Raw genomic sequence first — 16809 nt, forward strand, 5'->3', positions numbered from 1 at the left:
TACCCGCCGATCCGCCACCAGTACCCGCCGAACCGGCGCACGGCCCGGAAAACCGTGGCATTGTCATCGCAAGGCTCCGTATGGCCCCCAATGACCCGGATGCCCGCCCGCGCATGCCGTATGTCGTGTGAGCAGGCATGATCTTGCCTCGGGTGGACAGGCGACACAGCAGACATTGGGGGACAACCCCCGAGCCCCCCGGACACGCCACCGAGGAGGAGGATCCCGTGACCCGCAAGGACAGCGTGCGCGCGGCGACCAGTTCGGCCAAGGACAGCGTGCGGCACGCGGCGGAGGTGGTGGCTCCGTATGCCGGTACGGCCAAGGACACCGCCACGCACTACGCGCACGAGGCCCGCACGCGACTGGCACCCAAGGTGGCCGAGGCCGCTCACCAGGCCCGCAGCCAGTACGACACCCATCTGCAGCCGCGCCTCGAACACGCCCGCGGTGCCCTGCCCCCCAAGGTGGACGCGGCCGCGAGCAAGGCCGCCAAGCGCACCCGCAAGGCCGCCCGCCAGGCCGCCGACTACACCGCCCCCCGCGTCGAGCACGCCGTGCACAGCGCACGCGCCGCGGCCGAACCGGTCCGCGAACAGGCCGTGGCCCGCGGCACCGCCGCCCTCGCCGCCCTCCGCGGCCAGGTGTCGGCCAAGGAGATCGACAAGCTCGTCAAGAAGCACAACCGCCGCCGCCGCGCCGGCCAGGCCGCCAAGCGCCTCGCCGTCGTGGGCCTGCTCGCCGGCGGTGCCTACGCCGCCTGGAAGTGGTGGGACAAGCAGGCCAACCCGGACTGGCTGGTCGAACCCCCGGCCCCCACCGAGGTCAACGAGCGCGCCACCCTGACCGCCGTCGACGGCACCCCCGAGGCCGCCGCCCTGGACCCCGAGGTCCAGGCCAAGCAGGCCGAGGCCGAAGCGGACGAACGCGGCGGCCCAAAGCCCTGACCCACCCGGCACCGCCAGCCCCCCATGCACCAAAAAGACCCCTCCCACCTGCGCATACGCGGGCGGGAGGGGTCTGATCCCGTGGAGCCTAGGGGAGTCGAACCCCTGACATCTGCCATGCAAAGACAGCGCTCTACCAACTGAGCTAAGGCCCCGTCGCGAACCAGGGTACCCGGTGCCCGGGAGGTTTCCCGACCGGGTATCGCCGCGCACAGGCGCTCTCCGTAGGATGCTTCGCGAGATTCGCGGCAGCGAAGCGCGATCGGGGAGACAGGGGAGACGCCATGGACGCAGCACAGCAAGAAGCCACCGCGCGCGCTCGGGAGCTGCAGCGCAGTTGGTACGGCGAACCTCTGGGAGCGCTGTTCCGCCGTCTCATCGACGATCTCGGCCTCAACCAGGCCCGTCTCGCGTCCGTCCTCGGGCTCTCCGCGCCCATGCTGTCACAGCTCATGAGCGGCCAGCGGGCCAAGATCGGGAATCCGGCCGTCGTCCAGCGGGTTCAGGCGCTCCAGGAGCTGGCCGGGCAGGTGGCGGACGGCAGCGTGAGCGCCGCCGAGGCCACCGACCGGATGGACGAGATCAAGAAGACCGCGGGCGGATCGGTGCTCAACAACACCGCGCAGACGGCCTCGTCCACAGGGGCGACGACCGTACGGCGCGTGGTACGCGAGATCCAGTCGCTGTTGCGCTCCGTTTCGGCCGCCGGCGACATCATCGACGCCGCGAACACCCTCGCCCCCACCCACCCCGAACTGGCAGAGTTCCTCCGGGTCTACGGAGCGGGACGCACCGCGGACGCGGTCTCCCACTACGAGGCCCACCAGAGTTAGACGGCGGACAGCCGGGGGCGGCGCGCGCGACGGCCCCCGGAAGTCGGGCAGTTCGGCGGTTCGGTAGGCGGACGGGGCGCAATGGGTGAGGTCTTCGCCGGTCGGTACGAGCTGATCGACCCGATCGGGCGGGGCGGCGTGGGAGCCGTCTGGCGCGCCTGGGACCAGCGACGCCGCCGTTACGTGGCGGCCAAGGTCCTGCAGCAGAGCGACGCGCACACCCTGCTGCGGTTCGTACGCGAACAGGCCGTACGGATCGACCACCCGCACGTGGTGGCCCCCGCGAGCTGGGCCGCGGACGACGACAAGGTCCTGTTCACCATGGACCTGGTGCACGGCGGCTCGCTGGCACACCTGGTGGGCGACTACGGGCCGCTGCCGCCGCGCCTGGTGTGCGTACTGCTCGACCAACTGCTGTCGGGGCTGACGGCGGTCCACGCGGAAGGCATCGTGCACCGCGACATCAAGCCCGCGAACATCCTGCTGGAGTCGACCGGCACCGGCCGCCCGCACGTGCGGCTGTCCGACTTCGGCATCTCGATGCGCAAGGGCGAGCCGCGGCTGACCGACGCCAATTACGTGGTGGGTACGCCCGGTTACTTCGCGCCGGAACAGATGCTCGGCGCCGAGCCCGACTTTCCCGGGGACCTCTTCGCGGTCGGCCTGGTCGCGGTGCACCTGCTCACCGGAGCCAAGCCGGACACCCAGGGCCTGGTCGAGCACTTCGCGGAGCGCGGTACGCCGGAGGCTCCCGAGGGCATCGCGGAGCCGCTGTGGCAAGTGCTGGCGACCCTGCTGCAACCGGACCCGGAGCTGCGCTTCAAGACGGCCGCAGGCGCGCGCAAGGCGCTTCTCGCGGCGGCCGAGCTGCTGCCGGAAGCGACGATCGAGGACGAGGTCGTCGAGGTCTTCGACCACATCGGGCCACTGCCGACCGGCTTCGGACCGGACGGCCCGCTGCGCCCGCGGCAACCGGAGCGGCCAGAGCAGTTGGAGCGGTCGGGGCAGTCGGAACGGTCGGGGCAGTCGGAGCGGGCGGAGCAGCCAGAGCGGTCGGAACGGTCGGAACAGCCGAGGCAGCCAGGGGCCGAGTCCCCACCGCTCTCCACCCCCCTACCCTCCACACCCCATCCGCCCCCGCCGCCCCCCTCCACGCCCCCTTCGACGACCACGTCCGACACCGGCAGCTTTCCGCTCGCGCCCCCGTCCAGCGGCTTACCCGCTCCGCAGCACCCCGTCGCGCACACCCCGGGCTCCGGGCACACGCCCACCAGCCCGCCGCCCCTGCCCCCGGCGCACCCCCACGGTCGGCCACCGGCTGAGCCCCCGGCCACCCGCCCCTACACGCCCGGCGCCCCGCAGCCCCTGGCGCCCGTCGGGCGCGTCCCGTCCCATCGGCACCGGGCCGTGCCGCAGCGGCGTCCCGGGCCGCCCCCCAAGGTCGCGGTCCCGGTGATCGTTGTGGCGCTGCTGTGCATCGCGTTCGGCGTCTGGGCACTGGCCGTGAGCTGACGCGCCGGGTACTGCGCCCCGTCAGCCGACCCGTAAGCCCGTACGCGGTACGGGGTTCAGCCCTGCCTGCCCGCTCCGCCGCTCCTCCAGCGCGCCGCGACCGCCCACACCCCCAGCGCCAGCAGCAGTACCACTCCCGTGCTGATGCCTCCGTACCCCACCATGCGCAGCGTGCTGCTCGGCCCCACCTGTTGTGCCGTCATACCTTCGCCCGCCGCCGCGCGTTGCTGTGGTGTGACGGAGAAGTCGGCGGCGTCCTCCCGGTAGTCGGGGCCGCGCTGCGGGCGGCCCGTCGGGTCGACGCGCAGGGTGATCGGGGTGCCGTCCTTGAAGTACTTCGCGGCGTCCGGGTGCAGCGACACGGCGAGGTAGTACGAGCCCGCGAAGCGCATCGCGCTGACCGGGGCGGTGGCGTTGTAGCGGTTGCCGTAGTCCACCGGGGCCGTGACGAGCCGGGCGGCTGCCGGTTTCCCGTCGTACGCGATGAAGCGGGTGTCGCTGACGGGGCCGCGGGCCGGGTTGTAGACCCCCAGCCCCAGCGCGCTCGCCACCAGCCGCGAGCCGGCCACCACACCCGGCCCCCGCAGCGCCCCACGACCCGGCACCCCCGACCCGGAGCCGGAGGCCGAGCCGGATTCGGAGCCGGCGGCCGCGCCCGTCTCCCCGCGCCCGCCCACCAGCGTCCCGCCCGGCAGTTCCACGCTCACGCTGAGCTGCTGCCCCCAGTCCACCGGCACCCGGTAGAACCGGGTCTCCCCCGGCCTGATCCGGTCCTGCCACACCCCTTTGCCGATCGGCCCGGCATCGTTGAAGCCGGTACCGCCCTCGGCGTCCCGCTTCGTGCCACCGGTCAGCGGTACGGGTGTCGCGGTCGACCAGGTGCCCGGCGCGGGCTGGGCGGGCGGCGTGCCGGTGAGGCCGGGTTCGCGCTGGAAACGCAGTTCGAGGGGCCAGCGGCCCGCTCCCTCCGCCGACGCCCTGCCCACCCGCTTGACGACGACGTAGTAGGCGCCTGCCTGCTGGCAGTTGGTCCGCGGGCCGTCGATGCGGCGGGTGGCGTAGTCGGCGATCGGGTACGCCATGCCGCGGCCGTGGAAGGACGTACTCCCTCCCGGGGAACAGGCGTTGCCGGCGGCATCCCGGAGACTGACCTTCAGGCTGTCGGTGTAGTCCGCTACTTCACTGCCCGGCGGGGGCGCGGCCACCGCGGAGAAGTAGGCGCTGGATTTCCCGTCCAGCCGCACGGCGTAGTACTTCTCGTCGCCGCGGGCGAGGGTGTCGGTGTAGGTCCCGGGGTCGATCCGTGGCGCGTCCGAGCGGCCTGCTGTGCCCCGTATGGGCTGGGCGTCGGCCGCTGTCCTGTAGACGGGCGGGCCGTCTCGCAACCCATCCGCCGGCCCCGCCGTCGCAGAACCCGCCAGCGCCGGTACGGACACCAGCACGGGCACCAGGACCGGCACCAGCCTCCCGGCCCGCCCGGACCTGCGCGTACGCCCCCTCGCCACGAGCCACCCCTCACCACATTTGCTTTTGCAAGCTACTTATGTGCTATGGCAAACCCGCCGGAACGGCCGTGTCGTACACCGCCCCGCCCCCGGACGCACGAGACCCCGGTCACCGTCACACGGTGACCGGGGTACGTACGTTGACTACGAACTGCTCTGCGTCTCACACACCCGAACCTGCGGGCACGGAGTCGGTCGCCTCCGTCCACAGATCCTGCTCGGCGCGATCCGCCTGGATCTGGCGGTACACGAGGAGCCCGCCGATGGCGGCCAGTGCGACCAGGAGAAGCTTCTTCACCGCGCGACCTCGTCTTTCGTTGACGTAGGGGACCTCTGGGGGCCGATGATACACACCGGCCGATACCGATCGGTGACCTAGGTCCTGACCCATGCGCCACGGCACACCGCCCGTCACGTCCTGGTCGCACAAACGAGAGAGGCCCCACCGTCTCCGGTGGGACCTCTCTCGCGCTGGTGGGGCTAACAGGACTTGAACCTGTGGCCTCTTCCTTATCAGGGAAGCGCTCTAACCGTCTGAGCTATAGCCCCGCGCTGCACCGAAAGATTAGCGCACTTCAGAGGCATTCCCAAAATCGTGCTCCGGGAGCCCGCGGCCCCCGGGCGGGGCCGCCGAACGGCCCCTCCCGAAGATGACCGCGCCCGTCACTCGTCCTCGGCGAGGGTCAGCTCCACGCCGCCCACGAACCCGGCCGAGATGTTGTAGATGAACGCCCCGAGCGTGGCCAGCGCCGTGGCGAGCACGACGTCGATCACCGCGATGACCGCCGTGAACAGCAGCACCCGCGGCAGTGACAGGAACGTCTGGAGGTCGAAGCCGCCGCCGTCGCCCGAGCCCGTCGCCTCGCTGATCGTGCCGCCGACGGTGGAGAAGACACCCATCGCGTCCATCACCATCCACAGCACCGCGACAGCCACGAGGGTGCAGATCCCGAGCGCGATGGACAGCAGAAAGCTGACCTTCATCACCGACCACGGGTCGGCCCGGGCAACACGCAGCCGGGCCTTTCGGGTACGCGGCGTCGTACGGGCGCCCGTACGCGGCCGGCGCACCCCCTGCTGCGCTCCCGCGCTCTGTCCCGCACCCGATCGGTACGCCTGGGGCGGCTGGTACGGCTGTTGGCCGCCCTGAGTGGCCCCGCCCTGGGCCCCGGCCGTCGGCCCCGCCCCCCGCGCGGGGGGCTGCGGCTGCGACGCGGAATGCGGCTGCTTCGGATGCGGCTGACGCCTGTCGGTCACGGTTCCCCCCTGATAGGAGCCCTCGGACGAGGTGCCGCCGGACGTGGCGGAGCCACGGACGCTGTCCTCCGTCACGGTCGCGGGTCCCGAACGGGAGTTCTTCCTGTCTCCCGGTCCACCCGCCGCAGCGCCCGTGGCTCCACTCACGACCTACTCCTCGCGTTACTCCGCCGGGGACTCGCCGCCCTCGGCCACCGCGGCCTCGGTGTCCGCCGCCTCGTCGGCCGGCCCGGGCTCCGCGCCCGCGTCGACCTCTTCGGCCTCGCGACCGGCCTCGGCGTTACGTGCGATACCGACCACGGCATCGCGCTTGCCCAGGTTGATCAGTTGGACGCCCATGGTGTCACGGCCCGTCTCCCTGACCTCGCTGACCCGCGTACGGATCACGCCACCGCTGAGCGTGATGGCGAGAATCTCATCCGTCTCCTCGACCACCAGGGCGCCGACCAGCTCACCCCGGTCCTCCACGATCTTGGCGGCCTTGATGCCGAGGCCACCGCGGCCCTGGACGCGGTACTCGTCCACCGACGTGCGCTTGGCGTAGCCCCCGTCGGTGGCGGTGAAGACGAACGTACCGGCCCGCACCACATTCATCGAGAGCAGTTCATCGCCCTCGCGGAAACTCATGCCCTTGACACCCGACGTGGCGCGTCCCATCGGACGCAGCGCTTCATCCGTGGCGGTGAACCGGATCGACTGTGCCTTCTTGCTGATCAGCAGCAGGTCGTCCGCACCGGAGACCAGCTCCGCGCCGATCAGCTCGTCGTCCGCGCCCTCCTCCGTCTCCCGGAGGTTGATGGCGATGACACCGCCGGAACGCGGCGAGTCGTAGTCCTTGAGCGGCGTCTTCTTCACCAGGCCCCGCTTGGTGGCGAGCACCAGGTAGGGCGTGGCCTCGTAGTCGCGGATCGCCAGGATCTGCGCGATCTGCTCGTCCGGCTGGAAGGCGAGCAGGTTGGCCACGTGCTGGCCGCGCGCGTCCCGGCCGGCGTCCGGCAGCTCGTACGCCTTGGCCCGGTAGACCCGGCCCTTGTTGGTGAAGAACAGCAGCCAGTGGTGGGTGGTGGAGACGAAGAAGTGGTCGACGATGTCGTCTTCCTTCAGCTTCGTACCGCGTACGCCCTTGCCGCCGCGCTTCTGCGAGCGGTAGTCGTCGGTCTTCGTCCGCTTCACATAGCCGCCACGGGTGATCGTGACGACGATGTCCTCCTCGGCGATCAGGTCCTCGACGGACATGTCGCCCTCGAAGGGCACCAGCTTCGAGCGCCGGTCGTCGCCGAACTTCTCGACGATCGCCGCCAGCTCCTCGCTGATGATCTGGCGCTGGCGCTCCGGCGAGGCGAGGATCGCGTTGTACTCGTTGATCTTCGTCTGGAGTTCGTCGTGCTCGGCGGTGATCTTCTGGCGCTCCAGGGCGGCCAGCCGTCGCAACTGCATCTCCAGGATCGCGTTGGCCTGGATCTCGTCGATGGCCAGCAGGCCCATCAGGCCCTCGCGCGCCACGTCGACCGTGTCGCTGCGCCGGATCAGCGCGATGACCTCGTCGATCGCGTCCAGCGCCTTGAGCAGACCACGCAGGATGTGGGCCCGCTCCTCGGCCTTGCGCAGCCGGAACTTGGTACGCCGGACGATGACCTCGACCTGGTGGCTGACCCAGTTGCGGATGAACGCGTCCAGCGACAGGGTGCGCGGCACGCCGTCCACCAGCGCCAGCATGTTCGCACCGAAGTTCGTCTGCAGGTCGGTGTGCTTGTAGAGGTTGTTCAGCACGACCTTGGCGACGGCGTCCCGCTTGAGGACGATCACCAGGCGCTGGCCGGTGCGCGAGGAGGTCTCGTCGCGCACGTCGGCGATGCCGCCGATCTTGCCGTCCTTCACCAGGTCGGCGATCTTCTGCGCGAGGTTGTCCGGGTTGACCTGGTACGGCAGCTCCGTGACCACCAGGCACTGGCGGTTCTGGATCTCCTCGACCTCGACCACCGCGCGCATCGTGATCGAGCCGCGGCCGGTGCGGTACGCGTCCTCGATGCCCTTGCGGCCCACCACCAGCGCGCCGGTGGGGAAGTCCGGGCCCTTGATGCGCTCGATGAGCGCGTCGAGCAGCTCCTCGTTGGACGCCTCGGGGTTCTCCAGCGCCCACTGGGCACCGGCGGCGACCTCGCGCAGGTTGTGCGGCGGGATGTTGGTCGCCATGCCGACCGCGATGCCGGCGCTGCCGTTGATCAGCAGGTTCGGGAAGCGGGCCGGCAGGACCGTCGGCTCCTGGTTGCGGCCGTCGTAGTTGTCCTGGAAATCGACGGTCTCCTCGTCGATGTCCCGCAGCATCTCCATGGAGAGCTGCTTCATCTTGCACTCGGTGTACCGCATGGCCGCGGCCGGGTCGTTGCCCGGCGAGCCGAAGTTGCCGTTGGAGTCCACCAGCGGCATCCGCATCGACCACGGCTGGGCCAGGCGGACCAGGGCGTCGTAGATGGAGGAGTCACCGTGCGGGTGGTACGTACCCATCACGTCGCCGACGACGCGGGCGCACTTGTAGAAGCCCTTCTCGGGGCGGTACCCGCCGTCGTACATCGCGTACAGGACGCGGCGGTGCACCGGCTTGAGGCCGTCCCGCACGTCCGGCAGCGCACGCGAGACGATGACGGACATCGCGTAGTCGAGGTAGGAGCGCTGCATCTCCGTTTCGAGCCCGACGGGCTCGACGCGCATACCGACGCCTTCGATGGCGGCGGCGGTGCCGTCGGCGGTCACGCCGTCCGGGGTCACAGGGGGGTTCTCGTCGGCCATTGCTGTTCAAAGTCCTTTCGAGCTGCGGCTGCTGCGGTCCCCGCCGGCGGGCGGGGGAGGGCCGACAGGGCTCAGATGTCGAGGAAGCGGACGTCCTTGGCGTTGCGCTGGATGAAGGAGCGCCGGGCTTCGACGTCCTCACCCATCAGCACCGAGAACAGGTCGTCGGCGCGCGCCGCGTCGTCCAGCGAGACCTGGCCGAGCACCCGGCTGTCGACGTCCATCGTCGTCACCCGCAGCTCCTCGGCGTTCATCTCGCCCAGACCCTTGAAGCGCTGGACCGAGTCGTCCTTGATCCGCTTGCCGTTCTGCTTGCCGAGCTCGATCAGGGCGTTGCGCTCCCGGTCGGAGTAGGCGTACTCGTGGTCGTCCCGACCCCACTTGATCTTGTAGAGCGGCGGGCGGGAGAGGTAGACGTGCCCGGCCTCCACCAGCGGCCGCATGAAGCGGAAGAGGAAGGTGAGCAGCAGGGTGTTGATGTGCTGGCCGTCGACGTCGGCGTCCGCCATCAGGATGATCTTGTGGTACCGGAGCTTCTCGATGTCGAAGTCCTCGTGGACCCCGGTACCGAAGGCCGAGATCAGCGCCTGCACCTCGTTGTTGTGCAGGATCTTGTCGACCCGCGCCTTCTCCACGTTCAGGATCTTGCCGCGGATCGGCAGGATGGCCTGGTACTGCGGGTCACGGCCGGACTTGGCCGAGCCGCCGGCGGAGTCACCCTCGACGATGAAGATCTCGCACTTGGTGGGATCGTTCGACTGGCAGTCCGAGAGCTTGCCGGGCAGCGACGCCGTCTCCAGCAGGCCCTTGCGCCGGGTCAGGTCGCGGGCCTTGCGGGCCGCCACGCGCGCGGTCGCGGCCTGGATGCCCTTGCGGATGATGTCCGCGGCCTCGTTCGGGTTGCGGTCGAGCCAGTCCGTCAGGTGCTCGTGGACCACCTTCTGCACGAAGGTCTTGGCCTCGGTGTTGCCCAGCTTCGTCTTGGTCTGGCCCTCGAACTGCGGCTCACCGAGCTTGACCGAGATGATCGCCGTCAGACCCTCGCGGATGTCCTCACCCGTGAGGTTGTCGTCCTTCTCGCGCAGCAGCTTCTTGTCCCGGGCGTAACGGTTGATCAGACCCGTCATCGCCGAGCGGAAGCCCTCTTCGTGCGTACCGCCCTCGTGCGTGTGGATGGTGTTGGCGAAGCTGTAGACACCCTCCGTGTACTGGGTGTTCCACTGCATCGCCACCTCGACCGAGAGCATCCGCTCCTTGTCCTCGGCCTCGATGTCGATGACGGTGGGGTGCACCACCTCGCCCTTGCGCTGGTTCAGGTACGTCACGAAGTCGACGATGCCGCCCTCGTAGTGGTACGTGACCGTGAGCGGGTTGCCCTCCTCGTCCACATGGGCCGCGCGCTCGTCGGTGAGCTTGATCGTCAGGCCCTTGTTGAGGAACGCCATCTCCTGGAAACGGCGCGACAGCGTCTCGAAGCTGTACTCGGTCGTCTCGAAGATGTCGCCGTCGGCCCAGAACGTCACCGACGTGCCGGTCTCCTCGGTGGCCTCGTTACGGGCCAGCGGAGCCGTCGGCACGCCGAGCTTGTAGTCCTGCGTCCAGCGGTAGCCGTCCGTCTTGACCTCGACGGAGACCTTCTGCGACAGCGCGTTGACGACGGAGACGCCGACGCCGTGCAGACCACCGGAGACCGCGTAACCGCCGCCGCCGAACTTGCCGCCCGCGTGCAGCACCGTCAGCACGACCTCGACGGCCGGCTTCTTCTCCGACGGCACGATGCCCACGGGGATGCCGCGGCCGTTGTCGACGACGCGCACGCCGCCGTCCGGCAGGATCGTCACGTCGATGGTGTCCGCGTACCCGGCCATCGCCTCGTCGACCGAGTTGTCGACGACCTCTTGCACGAGGTGGTGCAGACCACGCTCACCGGTCGAGCCGATGTACATGCCCGGACGCTTACGGACCGCGTCCAGGCCCTCAAGGACGGTGATCGCGCTGGCGTCGTACGACTTCTCTTCCGGAGAGTCGCCACTGGCGCCGGCAGGAACCCCCTCTTCAATAGAAGCCGTGTTGTTCTCGTTGAGGTCGCCGGAGTCGGCCACGAAGCGCCCTTTCTGGCACAGCACGAGCCGCCTCCATCAGAAGCTGGGCGGCTGCGTCGTTCGACATGTTCCGCGAGTGGGCGGGATTGCTACCAGTCTACCGGTAGCGCCGACACTGATGGGGGTTTGCGGGCGCCTGAGTCGTCATGTGCCGCCCTGAAGTGCCGTTGGCCGACTCCCCATATCTGCGACGGGGCCCCAGGACGCTCTAGAGGGCGTTCAGCGCTTCGGGCTGTCAACCTCCGGCTACCGTGAGCGGAGTCTCACCCGTACCACGCGTTCACCTCAGCCGTACGTGTCCCCGGGACCCTTGCTGCCGGGCGCCCGCAACGGCCCGTACCGCCGCGCCGGACCACCCGGCCCCAGCACCTTGATCAGCTTCACGGTGCCCTGGCCCAGGTCCTGGTTCAGCCGCGCGACGAGCTGCGGCGCCAGCAGCCGCAACTGCGTCGCCCACACCGTCGAGTCGCACTGCACCGTCAGCACGCGCGCGTCCTCGTCGTACTTCTGCGGCTCGCAGTGCTGCGCCACCTCCGGCCCCACCAACTGCGGCCAGCGCCCCATGACGCCACCGACCGCCGCCGGGGTCTCCCAGCCGCGCTCGGTGATGAGCCGGTTGATCGCCGCACCCAGCGGCAGCGGATCGCGCCCGTCCGCCCGCGCGCCGGAGCGCAGGCCGCCACGGCGCGCCTGCTTCTTCTGCTGCGCGGCGGCGCCTCGCGCCTTCGCCTGCTCCTTGGCGGCGACCAGCGCCTGCCGGGCCAGATCGATCCCGGACAGCTCCGGAGGCTTGGGCTGGTCCGCGCCGGGCGGCCGCTCCGAGGGCTCCTCGGAGGGCCGGTCCGGTCGCTCGCCGCTCATCACCGGCTCCGTCGCCCGCTCACGGTGAGACCTGCTCCACGACGCCCTCGGACACCGCGAAGCGGGTCCCGGACAGCACGCCCGGCACGTCGTCGTCCACCGCCGCCGTCACCAGCACCTGCTCACCGGGCGCCACCAGCTCCGCCAGCCGCTCCCGCCGCCGGCTGTCCAGCTCCGCGAAGACGTCGTCGAGCACCAGCACCGGTTCGTTGCCCTCGCCGCGCAGCAGGTCGTACGAGGCCAGCCGCAGCGCGAGCGCGTACGACCAGGACTCGCCGTGGCTCGCATACCCCTTGGCGGGCAGTTGTCCCAGTTTGAGCAGCAGGTCGTCGCGGTGCGGGCCGACCAGCGTCACCCCGCGCTCGATCTCGTTCTTACGGGCCGCGCCGAGCGCCTCGATCAGCAGCCCGAACAGCTCCTCTCGCGTCGCGGCGCCGTGCAGCCCCTCGCCGGCCGAGCCGCGGTAGTCCATCGCCAGCGGCCCGCCGCCCGGCGCCAACTGCTCGTACGCCTTGTCGGCCAGCGGCTGGAGCGCGGCGATCAGGTCCAGGCGCTGGGCCAGCAGCTCCGCGCCGGCCCGGGCCAGGTGCTGGTCCCACACGTCCAAGGTCGACAGGTCCGCCCCCGGGCTCGAACCGTCCCCCCTGCGGCCGCCGTGCCGGCGTGCCAGCGCCGCGCTCTTCAGGAGCGTGTTGCGCTGCTTGAGCACCCGGTCGTAGTCCGAGCGGACACCCGCCATCCGCGGCGAACGCGCCGTGATCAGCTCGTCCAGGAAACGGCGGCGCTCCCCCGGATCGCCCTTGACCAGCGCCAGGTCCTCCGGCGCGAACAGCACCGTCCGTACGATCCCCAGCACGTCACGCGGTCTGACCTGCGACGACCTGTTGATACGGGCCCGGTTGGCCTTTCCCGGATTCAGCTCCAGCTCCACGAGCTGCTGCCGCTCGCCCTGGACGACCGCGGCCCGCACGATCGCCCGCTCGGCGCCCATCCGCACCAGCGGGGCGTCGGAGGAGACCCGGTGGCTGCCGAGGGTGGCCAGATAGCCGACCGCCTCGACGAGGTTGGTCTTGCCCTGCCCGTTGGGGCCCACGAAAGCGGTGACGCCCGGGCCGAGCGGGACCTCGACCCGGGCGTACGAGCGGAAGTCGGCGAGCGAGAGATGCGATACGTGCATGTGGCGCGCCGACCTCCCCCGGCTACCGAGCTGCTGTTACCGGACTGCTTGCTGCTTGCTTACTTCTTCGCGTTCTCGACGGCGTGGCCGCCGAACTGGTTCCGCAGCGCCGCGATCATCTTCATCTGCGGCGAGTCGTCCTGGCGCGAGGCGAAGCGCGCGAAGAGCGACGCCGTGATCGCGGGCAGCGGTACGGCGTTGTCGATCGCGGCCTCGACCGTCCAGCGGCCCTCGCCGGAGTCGGCGGCGAAGCCCCGCAGCTTCTCCAGGTGCTCGTCGTCGTCCAGCGCGTTGACCGCCAGGTCCAGCAGCCAGGAACGGATGACCGTGCCCTCCTGCCAGGACCGGAAGACCTCGCGCACATCGGTGACCGAGTCGACCGCCTCCAGCAGCTCCCAGCCCTCGGCGTAGGCCTGCATCATGGCGTACTCGATGCCGTTGTGGACCATCTTGGCGAAGTGGCCCGCGCCGACCTTGCCGGCGTGCACCGAGCCGTAGTCGCCCTCCGGCTTGAGCGCGTCGAAGATCGGCTGCACCTTGGCGACGTCCTCCGTGGAGCCGCCGTACATCAGCGCGTAGCCGTTCTCCAGGCCCCAGACACCGCCCGAGACGCCGCAGTCGACGAAGCCGATGCCCTTGGCGCGCAGCTCCTCGGAGTGCTTCTCGTCGTCGGTCCAGCGGGAGTTCCCGCCGTCCACCACGACGTCGCCGGGGGACAGCAGCTCGCCCAGCTCGTCGATGGTCGCCTGGGTCGCGTCGCCGGCGGGCACCATGACCCACACCACGCGCGGGCCCTTCAGCCCGTCCACCAGCTCCTTGAGGCTGTGGACGTCAGCCAGGTCCGGATTGCGGTCGTATCCGATGACGGTGTGGCCTGCGCGGCGGATGCGCTCGCGCATGTTGCCGCCCATCTTGCCGAGACCGACGAGACCGAGCTCCATCAGTACCCCTTACGTTGCGTTACGGCACATCCCCGCCCTACGCGTCGAGTTTACGCGCGAAGCCACGACGCGGCGGCGCGGCCCCCACACCTGTGGACAACCGGGGGTTCGGCAGGCGTCATCCGCGGCCTTTCGGCTTTTTCCGGATCGGGCAGCGGCAGTCGGGGCGAATTCGGGGCCGGGCAGGTTCCGAAGGGCGACCCGCGGCGGGCGATCACGCATTCAAGGCTATGGCGCGGGGCGAGTCACAGGGGCGCTTTGTGGGGAAAGGTGCCTTTCTTCGGCGTGCCGCGCTGCCCCTGTTTCACGTCGACCAGGGCGACGTCATGGAAGGCGGCCGTCGGCGGGTTTTCCACAGTCCCAATCCGAGACGGGCGGCCGACACGCCTGTGACCAGCGGCTGGGGCTGCGCAGGGGAACCGGATCCACCGGCTGTGGATGACCGTGGGGCGCGGGGCGGCCGGGCGGGCCATGGGCCGAGGGCGGTGCGGGTGCACGCGTGAGGGGTCTCCGGCCTTTTCCACAGGTGTGCACACTCGGATCATTCCGTATTCCCCTCCCTCCGTGCGGAGAGAGAAAAACGCTGAACACGACCCGCTCGGTACGGTGCGTGGTTTTCCGCGGCCCGTGGACATTATCCCTTGGAGGGGAATTCAACCGGGCCGCCGAAAAGCTTCCGCCCCCGATGCACGCACTGGACGCTCGTGTATCGGGGGCGGAGGAAAAACTCCCGGGTGACTTCCGTCGCCGGACGGCCGATCAGCCGGAGAGGCGCACCGGCATGATCAGGTACTTGTACGCGTCATCCGCCTCGGCGTCCTTGGCCGGGCGCCCGCTGAGCAGCGCCGGCTTGGTCGAGGTGGTGAAGGAGAGCTGGGCCACCGGGGAGTCGATCGCCGACAGGCCCTCCAGGAGGAAGCCCGGGTTGAAGGCGATGGAGATGTCGTCGCCCTCCAGGTCCGCGTCCACCCGCTCCACAGCCTGTGCGTCGTCGCTGGAGCCGGCCTCCAGGATCAACACGCCCTGCTCGAAGCTCAGACGCACCGGCGTGTTCCGCTCGGCGACCAGCGCCACACGCTTGACGGCCTCGACGAACGGGGCGGTCTCGATCACGGCGACCGAGTTGAACTCGGTCGGGAAGAGCGTGCGGTACTTCGGGAGGTCACCCTCCAGCAGCCGGGTGGTCGTCCGGCGGCCCGCGCCCTCGAAACCGATCAGACCCTCACCGGCACCGGAGCCGGACAGCGCCAGTGTGACGCTGTCGCCGCTGCTGAGGGACTTGGCGGTGTCCAGCAGCGTCTTGGCGGGCACCAGCGCCACCGCGGAGGCGTCCGGGCTCTCCGGCTTCCACAGGAACTCGCGCACCGCGAAGCGGTAGCGGTCGGTGGAGGCCAGGGTGACGGTGTCGCCCTCGATCTCGATCCGTACACCGGTGAGCACCGGGAGGGTGTCGTCGCGGCCGGCGGCGATGGCGACCTGGGCGGCGGCCGCGGCGAAGACCTCACCGGGCACGGTGCCGGTGGCGGTCGGCATCTGCGGCAGCGCCGGGTACTCCTCCACGGGAAGGGTGTGGAGGGTGAACCGGGAGGAGCCGCAGACGACGGTGACCCGTACGCCGTCGGTGGAGATCTCGACCGGGCGGTTGGGGAGGGCACGGCAGATGTCGGCCAGCAGGCGGCCGGAGACCAGGACGGTGCCTTCCTCCTCCACGTCCGCGTCCACGGAGACGCGGGCCGAGACCTCGTAGTCGAAGCCGGAGAGGCTCAGGCTGCCTTCCTCCGCCTTCAGCAGCAGGCCCGCGAGGACGGGCACCGGCGGACGGGCCGGGAGGCTCTTGGCCGCCCAGGCCACTGCCTCCGCGAGTACATCGCGCTCCACCCGGATCTTCACCGGAAACCGCCTCCTGCTGTTGCTGGCTTACGCCCTGCTGGCCTTCTTCGTCGGCTGGGTCGCCGGAGACCAGTCTGACGTACGTCACCGACAGCCGTTGCTGCTCGGGGTCAAGTCGGGGCGAGAGGCGTCGGACGACAGATCCCCAAGTTGTGCACAGCACCCGTTTCGAAACGAGTTCCCCGGTAGCTATCTGTGGTCGTAGTAGTAGGGCCTGTGGAAACCGTGGACAACTGAATCTGCGCAGGTCAACACGGTTTTTTTGTCCACCGGGCCTGTGGGCGACAGCCGTGGACAACCGGCCCTTCCTGTGGACCGGCGTTCTTCATGCACACCCGATACACAGGGCAGCCCTACTTCTCCCCAGTCCTGTCCCCAGCTTTACCCCGGTTCCCCACAGCCCAATCCGGCACCTTGGTGTGACGCCTTTCACTCGGCCCGGTGAGCGCGGGTGTCGCCTTGCCGAACAGTGGACAGGGGTGTGGAGAAGTTGGGGACAAGGGCGAGCCGCCTGTGGGCGGGCAGTGGACAACCAGGTAGGCCCCCTGTGGACGATCTCTCTGTCCACACCCTGTGGATGAAGGTTAGCCACAAATCCACACCGCTCTGACCTCGGCTGATGCCCCTTCGGCCCGGCCGCCTGTGGAAGCCACAGGGATAACTTCCCAGTCCCCAGCATGTGGACGGAAGAATCTTGGCCAATCTGTGGAGCACGGCCGTGACCTGACACGGAATCGAACAGAGCGGGGGGCCTTCCACAGCGTCGGGACGGGACAGGGCGGGGCCGATGGGGCACCGGATCGGGGTTTCGGACGTCCTCAGGGCGTCGCGTCGGCAGGGCGGACGTGAGGCAGAGGGCGCGTTCTGCGGCAGAGAAGCCCTCGCCGTACGACGGGCCCTCAGGAGACGCCCCCGGTGGGCAGGGGCGGCGCCGGACTCCGACGTACGGGCGGCCCAGGCGGCCCCGCAGAGCCGCCCGAACGGCGAAGGGCGCCCC

General features: G+C 70.1%; 12 protein-coding genes and 2 tRNA genes. 3 read left to right on the forward strand and 11 right to left on the reverse strand.

Annotated features, from left to right (window positions below; all coding sequences use genetic code 11):
• Positions 1-227 precede the first annotated feature (227 nt).
• A complete protein-coding gene (locus ACH4EB_RS08895) occupies positions 228-947 on the forward strand; it encodes a DUF5324 family protein (RefSeq protein WP_398346697.1) in 720 nt (239 codons plus the stop codon).
• 82 nt (positions 948-1029) lie between these two features.
• Here ACH4EB_RS08895 and ACH4EB_RS08900 read toward each other — a convergent pair.
• A tRNA-Ala gene (locus tag ACH4EB_RS08900) sits at positions 1030-1102 on the reverse strand.
• 129 nt (positions 1103-1231) lie between these two features.
• On the opposite strand from ACH4EB_RS08900, the gene ACH4EB_RS08905 reads away from it, so the two are divergent.
• On the forward strand, positions 1232-1780 hold the full coding sequence (locus tag ACH4EB_RS08905) for a DNA-binding protein (RefSeq protein ID WP_125046046.1): 549 nt from the start codon (positions 1232-1234) through the stop codon (positions 1778-1780).
• Between the two features lie 81 nt (positions 1781-1861).
• Positions 1862-3292 (forward strand): protein kinase, encoded by a 1431-nt coding sequence (locus ACH4EB_RS08910; RefSeq protein WP_398346698.1) that lies wholly within the window; start codon positions 1862-1864, stop codon positions 3290-3292.
• A gap of 56 nt (positions 3293-3348) precedes the next feature.
• Here ACH4EB_RS08910 and ACH4EB_RS08915 read toward each other — a convergent pair whose 3' ends face one another.
• The 10 genes from ACH4EB_RS08915 to dnaN form a co-directional block, all read right to left on the reverse strand.
• The gene (locus tag ACH4EB_RS08915) at positions 3349-4797 is read right to left on the reverse strand and encodes a hypothetical protein (protein WP_398346699.1); all 1449 of its coding nucleotides are present in this window, start codon (positions 4795-4797) and stop codon (positions 3349-3351) included.
• Positions 4798-4960: 163 nt separating this feature from the next.
• Entirely contained in the window at positions 4961-5095 is a 135-nt protein-coding gene (locus ACH4EB_RS08920) for a DLW-39 family protein (RefSeq protein ID WP_003958712.1), read from the reverse strand.
• 174 nt (positions 5096-5269) lie between these two features.
• Positions 5270-5346: transfer RNA gene (locus ACH4EB_RS08925), tRNA-Ile, on the reverse strand.
• Between the two features lie 114 nt (positions 5347-5460).
• Positions 5461-6201 carry a DUF3566 domain-containing protein gene (locus ACH4EB_RS08930; protein WP_398346700.1) on the reverse strand — a complete coding sequence of 247 codons (741 nt, stop codon included), beginning with the start codon at positions 6199-6201 and terminating at the stop codon, positions 5461-5463.
• Between the two features lie 15 nt (positions 6202-6216).
• A complete protein-coding gene (gene gyrA / locus ACH4EB_RS08935; protein WP_398346701.1) occupies positions 6217-8841 on the reverse strand; it encodes a DNA gyrase subunit A in 2625 nt (874 codons plus the stop codon).
• A gap of 71 nt (positions 8842-8912) precedes the next feature.
• Positions 8913-10967, reverse strand: coding sequence for a DNA topoisomerase (ATP-hydrolyzing) subunit B (gene gyrB / locus ACH4EB_RS08940; RefSeq protein ID WP_398346703.1), 2055 nt, complete (start codon positions 10965-10967; stop codon positions 8913-8915).
• A gap of 261 nt (positions 10968-11228) precedes the next feature.
• Positions 11229-11804: a DUF721 domain-containing protein gene (locus tag ACH4EB_RS08945; protein ID WP_398346704.1), complete on the reverse strand. Its 576-nt coding sequence runs from the start codon at positions 11802-11804 to the stop codon at positions 11229-11231.
• A gap of 19 nt (positions 11805-11823) precedes the next feature.
• The gene (gene recF / locus ACH4EB_RS08950) at positions 11824-12981 is read right to left on the reverse strand and encodes a DNA replication/repair protein RecF (RefSeq protein ID WP_398346705.1); all 1158 of its coding nucleotides are present in this window, start codon (positions 12979-12981) and stop codon (positions 11824-11826) included.
• A gap of 59 nt (positions 12982-13040) precedes the next feature.
• Positions 13041-13922 (reverse strand): phosphogluconate dehydrogenase (NAD(+)-dependent, decarboxylating), encoded by an 882-nt coding sequence (gene gnd, locus ACH4EB_RS08955; RefSeq protein ID WP_398346706.1) that lies wholly within the window; start codon positions 13920-13922, stop codon positions 13041-13043.
• A gap of 759 nt (positions 13923-14681) precedes the next feature.
• On the reverse strand, positions 14682-15812 hold the full coding sequence (gene dnaN / locus ACH4EB_RS08960; protein WP_398346707.1) for a DNA polymerase III subunit beta: 1131 nt from the start codon (positions 15810-15812) through the stop codon (positions 14682-14684).
• Positions 15813-16809: the final 997 nt, after the last annotated feature.

The sequence above is a fragment of the Streptomyces sp. NPDC018045 genome (assembly GCF_044327445.1).
GTDB lineage: Bacteria > Actinomycetota > Actinomycetes > Streptomycetales > Streptomycetaceae > Streptomyces.

Excerpts from the sequence above, each read along its gene's own strand:
- ACH4EB_RS08945 (WP_398346704.1), bottom strand. The coding sequence starts at position 11,804 with ATGAGCGGCGAGCGACCGGACCGGCCCTCCGAGGAGCCCTCGGAGCGG.
- ACH4EB_RS08910 (WP_398346698.1), top strand. The coding sequence starts at position 1,862 with ATGGGTGAGGTCTTCGCCGGTCGGTACGAGCTGATCGACCCGATCGGG.
- ACH4EB_RS08905 (WP_125046046.1), top strand. The coding sequence starts at position 1,232 with ATGGACGCAGCACAGCAAGAAGCCACCGCGCGCGCTCGGGAGCTGCAG.
- gnd (WP_398346706.1), bottom strand. The coding sequence starts at position 13,922 with ATGGAGCTCGGTCTCGTCGGTCTCGGCAAGATGGGCGGCAACATGCGC.
- gyrA (WP_398346701.1), bottom strand. The coding sequence starts at position 8,841 with ATGGCCGACGAGAACCCCCCTGTGACCCCGGACGGCGTGACCGCCGAC.
- recF (WP_398346705.1), bottom strand. The coding sequence starts at position 12,981 with ATGCACGTATCGCATCTCTCGCTCGCCGACTTCCGCTCGTACGCCCGG.